At 43.4% G+C, this 12,842-nt stretch carries 11 protein-coding genes; 9 read left to right on the top strand and 2 right to left on the bottom strand.

Features of this window, described 5'->3' with window-relative positions:
* Positions 1-20: 20 nt before the first annotated feature.
* From EWU21_RS00430 to EWU21_RS00415, 4 genes are read left to right on the top strand one after another with little or no spacing between them, the layout of a single operon-like run.
* On the top strand, positions 21-1,514 hold the full coding sequence (locus EWU21_RS00430; protein WP_130894820.1) for a glycoside hydrolase family 10 protein: 1,494 nt from the start codon (positions 21-23) through the stop codon (positions 1,512-1,514).
* Positions 1,462-2,562: a ferredoxin--NADP reductase gene (locus EWU21_RS00425; RefSeq protein WP_236633154.1), complete on the top strand. Its 1,101-nt coding sequence runs from the start codon at positions 1,462-1,464 to the stop codon at positions 2,560-2,562. The genes EWU21_RS00430 and EWU21_RS00425 overlap by 53 nt, the downstream gene beginning before the upstream one ends.
* Before the next feature lies 1 nt (position 2,563).
* The gene (locus EWU21_RS00420; RefSeq protein WP_130894819.1) at positions 2,564-4,267 is read left to right on the top strand and encodes a M3 family oligoendopeptidase; all 1,704 of its coding nucleotides are present in this window, start codon (positions 2,564-2,566) and stop codon (positions 4,265-4,267) included.
* A 51-nt stretch (positions 4,268-4,318) separates the two neighbouring features.
* Positions 4,319-4,567 carry a hypothetical protein gene (locus EWU21_RS00415; RefSeq protein ID WP_130894818.1) on the top strand — a complete coding sequence of 83 codons (249 nt, stop codon included), beginning with the start codon at positions 4,319-4,321 and terminating at the stop codon, positions 4,565-4,567.
* Positions 4,568-4,640: 73 nt separating this feature from the next.
* On the opposite strand, the gene EWU21_RS00410 is transcribed toward EWU21_RS00415, so the two are convergent.
* Both EWU21_RS00410 and EWU21_RS00405 read right to left on the bottom strand, forming a co-directional pair.
* A complete protein-coding gene (locus EWU21_RS00410; RefSeq protein WP_130894817.1) occupies positions 4,641-5,087 on the bottom strand; it encodes a hypothetical protein in 447 nt (148 codons plus the stop codon).
* On the bottom strand, positions 5,087-7,084 hold the full coding sequence (locus tag EWU21_RS00405) for a protein-disulfide reductase DsbD family protein (protein WP_130894816.1): 1,998 nt from the start codon (positions 7,082-7,084) through the stop codon (positions 5,087-5,089). Before EWU21_RS00405 ends, EWU21_RS00410 begins: the two co-directional genes overlap by 1 nt.
* Before the next feature lie 150 nt (positions 7,085-7,234).
* On the opposite strand from EWU21_RS00405, the gene glyA reads away from it, so the two are divergent.
* The 5 genes from glyA to EWU21_RS00380 all read left to right on the top strand — a co-directional run bounded on the left by glyA (position 7,235) and on the right by EWU21_RS00380 (position 12,544).
* Entirely contained in the window at positions 7,235-8,524 is a 1,290-nt protein-coding gene (gene glyA / locus EWU21_RS00400; RefSeq protein ID WP_130894815.1) for a serine hydroxymethyltransferase, read from the top strand.
* Positions 8,525-8,530: 6 nt separating this feature from the next.
* Positions 8,531-9,397, top strand: a complete 867-nt coding sequence (gene tatC, locus EWU21_RS00395) for a twin-arginine translocase subunit TatC (protein WP_130894814.1) — start codon at positions 8,531-8,533, stop codon at positions 9,395-9,397.
* 22 nt (positions 9,398-9,419) lie between these two features.
* Entirely contained in the window at positions 9,420-11,285 is a 1,866-nt protein-coding gene (locus EWU21_RS00390; protein ID WP_130894813.1) for an ABC-F family ATP-binding cassette domain-containing protein, read from the top strand.
* 376 nt (positions 11,286-11,661) lie between these two features.
* A complete protein-coding gene (locus EWU21_RS00385) occupies positions 11,662-11,895 on the top strand; it encodes a hypothetical protein (RefSeq protein WP_130894812.1) in 234 nt (77 codons plus the stop codon).
* A gap of 1 nt (position 11,896) precedes the next feature.
* Positions 11,897-12,544, top strand: a complete 648-nt coding sequence (locus tag EWU21_RS00380) for an ATP-binding cassette domain-containing protein (protein WP_130894811.1) — start codon at positions 11,897-11,899, stop codon at positions 12,542-12,544.
* Positions 12,545-12,842 lie beyond the last annotated feature (298 nt).

Below are 12,842 nucleotides of genomic sequence, written 5' to 3'. Positions count from 1 at the left end.
TTAGGTAAATTGCATCCCGAATGATGCGCCTAATTTCAACCCTTATTTTTTGTCTTTTATTTACCTGTGTACTAGCGCAGGGACCTAAGCGTGAGTTGAGGGGAGTTTGGGTGGCGACAGTCCAAAACATAGACTGGCCCAGCCCGCACAATTACGACGGCGCGAAACAAAAATCCGAATTTATTGATCTATTAAATTCCCATCAGAAAACGGGAATCAATGCCCTTTTTGTCCAAATTCGAACCGCCTCTGATGCGCTTTATGCGAAAAGTGCTGAACCTTGGACGACCTACCTTTCTGGGAAACAGGGGCAGGCGCCTAGCCCCTATTATGATCCTTTGGAATTTATGATCGATCAGACACACGCCCGTGGGATGGAATTTCACGCCTGGTTAAACCTGAACCGTGCTTCCATGTCATCGAGAGCGCTATTAAGTTCAGAACACGTCGCTAGAAAACACCCAGAATGGCTTTTGTCTTATGGGGGACAGTTGCTGTTTGATTTTGGTATTCCTGCTGTACGCCATTACATCGCAGGACTCGTACGTAATATCATTTTGAATTATGATGTGGATGGAATCCACTTTGACGATTATTTTTATCCGTATCCAGATCCGAAATCAAAATTAAATGACGAGGATACCTATCTAAAATACCGACTTTCGGGTGAGTCTAGGGCAGACTGGAGGCGTCGTAATACGAGTGCGTTAATTCAGGAAATCTCCGAGACCATTCGCAAAACCAATCCGAAAATAAAGTTTGGGATTAGTCCATTTGGGATTTGGCGACATAAAACATCTGATCCCGTGAACGGATCGCCTACGGTGAAAGGTTTGCAATCTTATGACGATTTATATGCGGATACAGATTATTGGTTGAAACAAGGCTGGTTAGATTATATCGCGCCGCAATTGTATTGGGATACGGCACACCGAGTGGCGCCTTTTAAGCCATTAGCCGAGTGGTGGAACGCGCATTCCTATGGAAAACCGGTGTATTTTGGGATGGCTTCGTATCATTTAGGGGATGTGTGGACGAATAAGGAAATGAAAAAGCAGGTGGAAATTAGCCGAAGTATGTCTCAAGGCAAAGGATTGATTTTTTATAGTTCGACTTCTTTGTCGAAAAATACGAAGGGCTTTAGGGATACGTTGCGTGCTCATTATTTTGTGCATCCGGCTTTAGTCCCTACGACGCCGTGGCTCGATAGTATCGCGCCGCATGCGCCTACTCAGGTATTTTTAGCCAATAAAAAGCTTACATGGCAAGCCGGCGAGGAATCGGATGATAAAGATCCGGTAGCCTATTATGTGGTGTACCGAATCCCGAAACAGGACAAAAAGTACTTGGAAGATCCAAGCAACATTATCTACAAAGGGAAGGCAACGGAAGTATTTTTGGAACAAGATGACCTTAAACCGGGTTATGGATTTACGGTGACCGCCCTCGATCGTCTGCACAATGAAAGCAGGCCGAGCGCTATCGCCTGGATTAAACCCGTTAGCAGCGATTAATATGCATTTAAAAATTAAAGAAATTACGGAAGAGACGATCGATACGAAGACGATCCATTTTTGGCAACCCATTCACAATGCCTTGCATTATCTATCGGGTCAATTTTTAACCGTTATCCCCGAAATCGAGGGTAAAAAAGTCCGTAGAAGTTATAGTTTGTCGTCTTCTTCGAAGACCGATATGTCCCCTGCAATCACCGTAAAACGTATTGAGGGTGGCCTAGTTTCTAACTTTCTTTGCGACACCTTGAAAGAGGGCGATAGCTTAGAGGTGCTGGAACCGATGGGGAATTTTACCCTGGAAGCGGAGGCGTCTGCTTCGAAAAATTATGTATTCGTGGGCGCAGGTTCAGGAATCACGCCTTTGTTATCGATGATCAAAACGATCTTACATGGCGAACCCTTGTCTAAAATTCACTTAATCTACGGTTCTCGTCACGAGGATCAAATTATCTTCAAAAAGATCTTGGATGCATTAGAGTCCTCGCACTCCAATCGCTTCAAAGTATTGCACGTTATCTCTCAACCCGCTGCGAATTGGCCAGGATTGAAAGGCCGAATCAACCAGGCTTCGATTGTGTATTATTTAAAACAAGAACTAGGCCTAGACATCGCATCTGCCCATTATTATTTGTGCGGTCCGCAAGGAATGATGACGGAAGTGCAATCGTCTTTAGCGATGTTTGATGTGCCGGCAGGTCAAATTCACCAGGAATCTTTCGGAGTGGTGGCCAGCGAAGAGATGGAGCAAGCCGAAGAGGATGGCACGTTGCAAACGCAAGAAGTGACCCTGATTTACGAAGGAAAAGAACATAAAATTACCGTTCAACCGAGCGAAACCATTTTAGAGGCGGCTTTAGAGGCTGACTTAGACATCCCCTATTCTTGCCAAGCAGGCATGTGTACGGCTTGTATGGGTCTATGTTCGAGCGGAAAAGTGGGGATGGACGAGGAAGACGGCTTAACCCCAGGCGAGATCGCGAAGGGCTATATTTTAACTTGCGTGGCACATCCATTGAGCACTGGCGTAGTGATTGACTTAGATTAATATGAAACAGAGAACATTTTTACCGGCAGATTTTCAATTAAGTACCTGGGAATCGGTATTGCCTTATTTTGAGCAATTGAGTGCGACGGAAATCTCCAGCATTGCAGATTTACGGGATTTTTGTGCGAATCGCTCCGAATTAGAATCCTACTTATCGGAAAACTTTGCGTGGCGCTACATCAAAATGTCTTGCGATAACCAAAACGAGACTTTGCAAACGAGCTACGCGCAGTTTGTGAACGAAATCATGCCCAATGCCTCTGTTTTTGACGATGCGTGGAATAAGAAAGTGATCGAAAGTCCGTTCGTGAACGAGCTAACGGAAACGGGATTCCCAGTGATGTTGCGCGGGATGAAGAAGGCGATCGAAATCTTCCGCGAGGAAAATATCCCCTTGTTCACAGAATTACAAAATCTAGAAACCAATTACGGGGCTTTAACTGGCGCCTTGATGGTGGCGATAAAAGGCGAAGAAAAAACCTTGCAACAGGCGGGGGCATTGTTGGAATCCACTGATCGCGCGGAACGCGAAGAAGTCTACCAAACGATGGTTCAAAAGCGTTTGACAATCAAAAATGAGTTAAACGATTTGTATACTTCGCTTATTGAAAAACGCCATCAAGTGGCTTTGAATGCAGGTTTTGAAAACTACCGCGATTATGCCTTCGCGAGCTTAGGTCGTTTTGATTACGGTCCGGCAGAATGTTTTGAATTCCACGAGGCAGTCGCAGAAACTGTTGTTCCATTATTGAACGATGCGGCGGCGAAGCGCAAAGAAGAAATGGGCTTGGATTCCTTAAAGCCCTTTGACAAGGCGGTGGATCCATTAGGTCGTGGACCTTTGAAACCTTTTGAGACAGGAGAAGAATTATTGACCAAAACAATCGGCGTTTTCGACGAGATGGATCCGTTCTTAGGCAATTGCCTAAAAGAAATGGTGACGCTTGATCGTTTCGATTTAGACTCGCGCAAGGGCAAGAATCCTGGCGGTTATAACTATCCATTAGAGGAGACGGGCTATCCGTTCATCTTTATGAACGCGGCAGGAACCGTGCGTGATGTGGTGACTTTGTTACACGAAGGCGGGCATGCGGTGCACAGTATTTTGACCAAAGACCTAGCCTTAAATTCCTTCCGTAATTTCCCATCTGAAGTGGCTGAGCTGGCTTCGATGAGTATGGAATTGATGACAATGGACCTTTGGGGACATTATTTTACGAATCCCGAAGAGGCGAAACGTGCCAAAATCAAGCACCTAGAAGACATCTTAGAGACACTTCCCTGGGTGGCGACCATCGATGCTTTCCAGCATTGGGTGTATGAGAACCCAACACATTCTGTGGCACAACGCGAAGAGAAGTGGAATGAAATCGTTTCGAAATTCTCGGATACGGTGACAGATTGGACGGGATTAGCGGAGGTGCGGTCGAATATTTGGCAAAAACAATTGCACCTGTTCGAAGTGCCTTTCTATTACATTGAGTATGCGATTGCGCAATTAGGAGCGCTGGCGGTTTGGCGTAATTATTGCCAAAATCCGAAAAAAGCCCTCGAGCAATACATCGCCGCGCTTTCACTGGGATATACTCAACCGATGAAAACGATTTATGCCACTGCCGGTATCGAATTCAATTTCAGTAAGCCGTATATCCAGGAATTAATGGACTTTTTAGCGGATCAACTTAAAAAAATTGCCGAAAGTTAGGCGAACGATGACCTATTCCTTATTTTTGCAAATAATTATTGACACAGCCTTATGAAATTAACGAATTTACTTTCTTTAGTAGCCATTTTAGCGGTAGCGACTTCTTGTGATTACCAAAAAAACAACACAATTAAACAAAAAGACGTGCGCAAAGGCGATGAGTATGTGTACGGTGTTCACCCAGACAGTGCAGCGGTTCAATCGAAATTAACCTACGATGCAAAACCTGAACTAGAAGTGAAAGCGAATGCCATCCGCGAGAAATTATTCAAAGGAAAAGCGATCAATCAAGGAAACTAGTTCCTGATCACATAGATTTTAAAGAAGCCGGTTTATCCGGCTTTTTTTATGCTCTTTCGCGAGAGTCGTGCGATTAATGCACCAGCATATCCCTTAAAAAAGTCAATTGGTAAATTCCAGCCACATAGATGAGTGCCCAAATCAGCGAGGAGATTCCCATAAAAAACAAGATGCGCGCAGTAGGTACTTTGAACGAAAGCGCTAGTAAACTTCCTCCTATAGGTGTGAAAATCAAAGGCATAAGAGCTGCAATACCTTTAATTCCGAATCGCTGCCAAATGTCTACCGCATAGCGAACACGTTTAGAGAATAATTTAGGTTTCGTGGTCCGGTATTTAGAGACTAATCCTAAAATGGCTTTTCCCGATGTAATAATAAAGGTTACCATTAACATCGCCCCTAGCCAGGTAAAAAAAACCGTCTCATACCAAGTTAAACCGAGGCTAAAACCCGTGATGGGCCCAGCGATAAACTTCAATCCCGTGGCGATCATTACACCAGAATAGGCTCCCCAAGACATTATTTCGCAGATTGATAGATGGATTTACCTTCGTCTAAGAAGCTAACAAAGTGAGAGACATTGGCGTCGAAAGCGACCGGTTGAACCATAGGCTTATCATCCTTACGAGGATCTAATAAAACGTAATGCGGTTGCGCGTTTGAGTTGAAGCGAGAAATTTGAAAGTCGAGGTTTTGGTCCCCTAAAGTCTTCTTCTCCTGCCCGTCTACTTTCGAAGTATACCACTTGTCTGCCGGCAATTCCGTTTTGTCGTCGCAATACAAGGCCACCACCACATAATCGTTTTTTAGTCGCTGTAAAACGGAAGGATCAGACCATACATATTCCTCCATCTTCCGACAATTCACACAACCATGTCCTGTGAAGTCGATAAACAAGGGTTTGTTTGCCTTCAAGGCAGCCGCTTTCGCCTGCTCGAAATCAAAATAACCATCCAGGCCTAAAGGCAGTTCTAAGAAATCGCTATATAATGCGTCGCTTTTTTGCGCAACAGGCTCAGCCGCTTGCGAACCTTTGAAATCCTGCGAATTCATCGGCGGCAACCAGCCAGAAAGCCCTTTCAACGGCGCTCCGAACATCCCCGGAACCAAGTAAATGACAAAGGCTAAAACCGCCGTCGCAAACAGGGTACGTGGAACTGACAGATTCTTCGCAGGACCATCGTGTGGCAAGGAAATCTTACCGAATAAATACAAGGTCAAGGCCGTAAAGATCGCAATCCAAATCGCTAGGAAGATCTCGCGATCCAATAGATGCCAGTGGTAAACCTGATCCGCCACGCTTAAGAATTTAAACGCAAGCGCAATTTCTAAGAAGCCCAAAACGACTTTCACCTCATTCATCCAATTGCCTGACTTAGGCAGTTTCTGCATGAAACCAGGGAAAATCGCGAACAAGGTAAACGGAATCGCAAAGGCTAAGGAGAAACCTAACATCCCGATGATTGGTTTCAAGAAAGCACCTTGAGAAGCTGCGATCAAGATGGACCCAGCAAGTGGTCCTGTGCAAGAAAAGGAAACTAAGACAAGCGTGAAAGCCATAAAGAACACCCCTATGAAGCCGCCTTTATCCGACTTCGCATCCACCGTGTTCACTAGATTCGATGGCAATACAATTTCAAACGCACCTAAGAACGAAATACCGAATAGGATAAATATCGTAAAGAAGAGCATATTCGGGATCCAGTGCGTGCTTAGGAAGTTCGCGAAACTTGCACCCGCAAAGAAGGCTAGTAGGGTTCCGAAAAACACATAAATCAACACAATAAATCCACCGTATAAGAAAGCTAAGCCTTTCCCGCCCTTTTGCTTCGTAAAGAAACTCACGGTCATCGGGATTAAGGGATAAACACATGGTGTCAATAAAGCTAAGAATCCGGCGCCTAAGGCGATCCAAAAGAAAGCGAAAAGGGAGTCATCTGCGGGTGCTTCAGTCGGTGTGGTCGCAACGGTAGGTTTTGCCACTACGGAGTCCACAGTCACCGGCTCGATAACGGGAACGGCAGCCGTGTCAGCGGAAACTACCTTCTCCGCCATTCCACTTAAAGCGAAAACGCCTCTAATAGGCACACAAAGTCCAGAAACGTTCGAGCAAGATTGGGAATCGTAGGAACCCTCAATCGTGTAAGCCGAGGCGGTGATTTTGATTTTTTGACGGAATTCTGCTTGCCCAGTGAAATAGGTATAGGTTCCATTCCAAATCTCGGTATCCGTTTTCGAATGGGGATTGATGGCTTGTAAGCCGCCCACTGTTTGAAAACCAACTCCTGGTTTAAAGGTAACCGTTGTCACAACAGGACCTAAATCCTTGTCAAAATCAGACGAGTAAAGGTACCAATCTTTTTCAATGGCGACTTTAAAAATGACCTCTGCTTGCTCCCCTACTTTCGGGTTTGCAGGCTTGATAGACCAAGACCATTTAGCGGGGGTAATCTTTTGGGCAATGGCCGGAATGGCCAAGAAAGCGAACAAAAGAAAGGCGATATATTTTAATTTCATGTTTGTCTCAAAATGCAATGTCAAAATTAAGAAAAAAGCGCAGAAACGTGCGTGATATTTGTCTTATTATAGGCTCTTTTCGTTTTTCAATTTGGAGAAAAAAACGTATTTTTGACCTTTCAAATTGTAATCCAGAACCCATTTCTTTTTATGGCATCCACTTTCCCTACACAACGAGACAAAGAAATTTTTGACCTGATTAACCAGGAGGCACATCGCCAAGAATTTGGCATTGAATTAATCGCCTCTGAAAACTTCACCTCTCCTCAGGTGATGGAAGCACAGGGAAGTGTTTTAACCAACAAATACGCGGAAGGTCTTCCAGGAAAGCGTTATTATGGTGGTTGCGAAGTAGTGGATGAAGTAGAGACCTTAGCGATTGAGCGTGCGAAACAATTATTCGGTGCGACTTGGGCAAACGTTCAACCTCACTCTGGTGCGCAAGCGAATGCGGCGGTATTCTTATCATTCTTAAACCCAGGCGATAAAATCTTAGGATTTGATTTGTCTCACGGTGGTCACCTTTCACACGGTTCTCCAGTGAATTTCTCGGGTAAATATTTCCAAGCGTTCTTCTACGGTGTAGAGAAAGAAACGGGATTGATCGATTGGGACAAAGTAGAAGCAACTGCCCTTAAAGAAAAACCAAGATTGATCATTTGTGGTGCGTCTGCTTATTCTCGTGATTGGGATTATGCCCGTCTACGCGCGATCGCTGACCAAGTAGGAGCGATTTTATTAGCTGATATTTCACACCCATCTGCGTTAATCGCGAAGGGTTTATTAAATAACCCGGTTCAACATTGCCATATTATCACGACTACGACGCACAAAACGCTTCGTGGACCACGTGGTGGTTTGATTATGATGGGGAATGATTTTGAGAATCCATTTGGCTTTAAAACCTTAAAAGGAGAATTGAAAATGATGTCTGCGTGTTTAGATGGCGCCGTGTTCCCAGGAACGCAGGGTGGTCCTTTAGAGCACGTGATTGCGGCGAAAGCGATTGCTTTTGGCGAGGCATTAACTCCTACATTCGAGGCATATGCGAAGCAGGTGCGGACGAATGCGCAAGCGATGGCGAAGGCCTTTTTAGCGAAAGGATACGATATCATCTCAGGCGGCACAGATAATCACTTGATGTTAATTGACTTACGTCCGAAAGGATTGAGTGGTAAATTAGCAGAGAATACGTTGATTCAAGCCGATATTACAATCAACAAAAACATGGTTCCATTCGACGACAAGTCTCCATTCGTTACTTCAGGTATGCGTGTGGGAACGGCGGCGATGACGACACGTGGTTTGAAAGAAACGGATATGGCTCAAATCGTGGAGATGGTCGACAAGGCCTTGATGAACCACGATAATGAGGCGGTATTGAAATCTATCAAAGGAGAAGTAAATGAGTGGGTGAAGCAATTCCCATTATACCTATAATAACACATGGCAACAGATCAAGATTTTGACGATTTCGACGACGATGACGCATCGGATGGCACAGAGATGTCCTTCCTAGGTCATTTAGAAGAATTAAGATGGCATATTCTGCGATCTGTTGCTTCCTTTTTTATTTTCGCAGTGGCCGCTTGGTTCTTCCGTGAATTCATTTTCAGTTCGATCATTTTAGGTCCCACGAAAACGGATTTTTATACGAACCAAATCCTGTGTCAAGCCGCTGACCTCTTCAACATGCCTAGTTTGTGCATGCAGAAGGCTGATTTTATACTTCAAAGTAGAGAGGTTTCAGGTCAATTCATGATGGCCCTAACACAGTCGATCATCGTAGGTCTTTTATTTGCGTTCCCTTACATGTTCCACGAATTGTGGCGCTTCATCAAACCAGGCTTAAAAAGCAAGGAATTGAAAGCAGCGCGTGGGGCGGTATTTTGGGTTTCTGTATTGTTTTTTAGTGGGGTTGCTTTCGGGTATTTTGTGGTGGCACCTATGGCCATTAATTTCCTTGCGAACTTTAAATTAGATCCGAGCATCCAAAACCAATTTGACATCAACGATTACATTTCCTTGTTATCGATGTTAACGTTAGCTTGCGGAATCACCTTCCAATTACCGATGATAGCCTTTGTGCTATCTCAAGTAGGCATTTTAACCCCGTCCTTCATGCGGGAATATCGCAGACATGCCCTTATTGTCATTTTTATCGTGGCGGCGATCATCACCCCTTCTCCAGATGTGATTTCACAGCTTTTAGTGGCGTTCCCACTTTTAGGCTTATATGAAATCAGTATTGGCGTTTCAGGCCGCGTCTTGAAGCGTAAAATAAGAGAAGAAGAGATGGAATCGAATTCTTAATCGAATTCTCAACAACAAACGAATGAATTATTTATCGGCGGAGAACATATCACGCAACCTAGGCGAAAGATGGGTGTTTAAAGGTTTATTTTTTGGCCTCCAAAAAGGCGAAAAAGTAGCCCTCATCGGAAAAAACGGCACAGGTAAAACCACCTTAATGGAATCTCTCATGGGGATGCAAACGCCAGACGAGGGAAAAATCTCCATCCGCAAAGGAATTCGCGTAGGTTACCTACCTCAGAATCCGATTTTCGCTGAAAACGAACAAGTCCTTAATTACCTGTTCTCGGACGATTTACCTAGCGCAGTTGCCATCAAATCCTACGAGAAAGCGATGCTGTCTGGCGATTCGAAAGAATTAGAAGACGCCTTCGCCTTAATGGAAGCCCACAACGCATGGGATTACGAGGCACGTGCGAAACAAATTATCAGCCGCTTAGGCATTCCAGATGGCGACCAAAAGGTTTCTACTTTATCTGGGGGCCAAAAGAAACGTCTTTCCCTCGCTAAACTACTTATCGAGAGTCCAGATATTATGATTCTGGATGAGCCGACTAACCATTTGGACATCGAAACCATCGAATGGCTGGAAGGAATCATGTCCGGCCCTAACGTCACCGTTCTTGTCGTGTCCCACGACCGTTATTTCCTAGACAAGGTCTGCAATAAGATGATGGAATTAGCCGACGGCTCCATCTATACTTACGAAGGAAATTACGCCTACTTCTTAGAGAAAAAAGCCGAGCGCGAAGCATCGGATGCCAGCAGCGTGTCGAAGGCAAAAAACCTCTACCGGAAAGAACTCGAGTGGATGCGCAAGCAACCCAAAGCGCGTGGAACTAAGTCCCAATCCCGCATCGATGCCTTCTACGAAACCGAAGAAAAAGCGAACAAAAAACTAGACGACAGCAAACTGGAACTCAACATCCAAATGTCCCGTCTAGGTAACAAGATCATCGAAATCAACCACCTGAAAAAGGCATGGGGAGACAAGAAGATCATCAACGATTTTACGTATACGTTTAAGAAGAAGGACCGCATCGGTATCGTAGGCAAAAACGGCGCCGGCAAAACGACGTTCTTACAACTCTTAACTGGTTTAGAACAACCGGATTCAGGCACCATCGATCCCGGCGAAACGCTAGTGGTGGGCTATTATACCCAAATTCCCTTCGATTTCCGCCCAGAACAACGCGTCATCGACACCATCACCGAAATCGCTGAAGTCATCCCTTACGGAAAGAACGAATCACTCAGCCCAAGCCAGTTTTTGAGCAAATTCCTCTTCCCTACTGCTCAGCAATATACTCCGGTGGAAAAGCTGTCAGGTGGCGAAAAGAAGCGTCTACAATTAATGCGGGTGCTGGTAAAGAATCCAAATTTCTTGATTCTCGATGAGCCGACGAATGATTTGGACTTAGACACCTTACAGTTACTAGAAGACTTTTTAAGTGAGTTCCAAGGGTGTCTTTTATTAGTTTCCCATGATCGCTATTTCATGGACAATCTAGTAGACCAGTTAATTCTAGTAGAAGGTGAAGGCGAAGTGAACTTCTTTAATGGAAACTACACGGATTACCGCACGGCTTTAGAAAACAAGGAAGATGAGCCGGCTGCCAAGCAAAGTCCCGTAAAAGCTCCATCGACATCGGCTCCCGTAGCGGCAGCACCTAAAGGACCTAAGCTTAGCTTCAAGGAACAAAAAGAGTTCGAGGAACTTGAAAAAGAAATGGCGGCTTTAGAAATCGAAAAAGATTCCTTCGTCGAAAAACTCAACCAGGGCTCGGAAGACTTTCAATTGTTAACCGATTGGGCGAAAGCTATCGAGGACATCAAGAATAAGCTGGAAGAGAAGGAGCTGAGGTGGCTCGAGTTATCGGATAGATAAGCTAGCTGAATTTACAAAGACCGAAGAAAGTTATTCTTCGGTCTTTTTTTTTAAATTGTTTATTCGTTTTAATACGCTACATTTAAATCGTGGTTTAGATGAAATCGAATTCTCCGACCACTTATATCCCTTTGTATTATTGACTCTTTTCTGCTTCAATAATCCTGTTCTCCCCCTTAATAATTTGTTTTAATCATACTTGCTGTAGATGATTAGGGCCTTGTATACTGATTATTTCGGTACCAAAGCCAAGGAATTACCTGTGAAATAACTTATCAGAATAGGATAATAAAGACTACGTTTCCATCGAAATCAAGTGTGTTGGTGAAACCCGAAAAACCAATCAAGAGTAGGGATGAAAAAAAACTCAATTTTTATGAAAAAGTTAATCTTTAGTATAGCGATGTTAGCTACAATTATATCGCCGATTAATTCTCGAGCACAAACTACCATTGATAGGGGTGAACTACCTGATGTTTCAATTATTTGTAAGCTGTCCTATTATACAGTTGAAATAGATTTAAAAATTATTACATTTACCTATCAAGTGTCTGTTATTGAGTGCAATAACGGTTTTCGTCAAGCGGTAGATAATTTTTGGCCAAACTAAAATGAATATTTCTATAAGTCATTTAATAGCTGGTTACATTAAAGGTGAACCAGCTATTAAAATCCCTCATCTAGAATTAACTCATGAAGACAAAGTTGTATTCATTAAAGGGAGTAATGGTTCAGGTAAAACTTCATTTTTAAAAGTATTTTATAATGGTATTCGTACGATCGAGGGCCAAGTGCTGATTGATCAAAATGAGCTAAACGAAAAAACGAGAACAAATTGGCTAAGTAAGATAGGCGTTTGTCTTCATAACGGCCTTTCTTACAACCATCTAAGCGTTGAAGAAAACAAACGCCTTATCAGTTATTTATATCCATTAGCCCCCCATGATTATCGTAGTTCATTATTTAATTCCTTGAATTTAGCTGAGATTTCTACTAAAAAAGCGAATGAACTATCGGTCGGTCAAAGAAAGCGACTTGACCTATTTTTGGCTATGCAACATAAGCCCCAACTTGTTCTTTTAGATGAACCCACATCGAATTTAGATTCTGAGAATGCCGCATTAATTCATTCTATTATTCGAGATTATTCTCAGTATAAAAACATGCAATTTATCATTGCTTCGAATAACGAGAAGGAAATTGCCCTTTTCGACACAAAAGTCGTCCAAATTACGAACGGGGAAATACTAGTAAACTAGAAAATATTACCTAAACAGGAATAAATTTGACGGTCCTAACTTATATCAAATTCGAACTAATAAAGTCCTCGTTCAAAAGAAACGCAATCATTGCCATGCTCCTAGTCCTATTGATTCAGCTGGCTGCCTTTTTACATTTTAAATCAAACTCTGTGCTACTTTTTGAATATGTAGACAAACCGAACTGCAGCTATACGACTTACTGTTTTTATAAATTAAGTGTCATACATAAAAATGTTGTCTTGCTTTTAATAGCTGTCTTTTATTTTGATCTGTTTTTATCTCAAAACGTTAATAG

This window comes from Aquirufa antheringensis (assembly GCF_004307425.1).
GTDB classification, from domain to species: domain Bacteria; phylum Bacteroidota; class Bacteroidia; order Cytophagales; family Spirosomataceae; genus Aquirufa; species Aquirufa antheringensis.
This window is presented reverse-complemented; position numbering and strand designations above follow the sequence as displayed.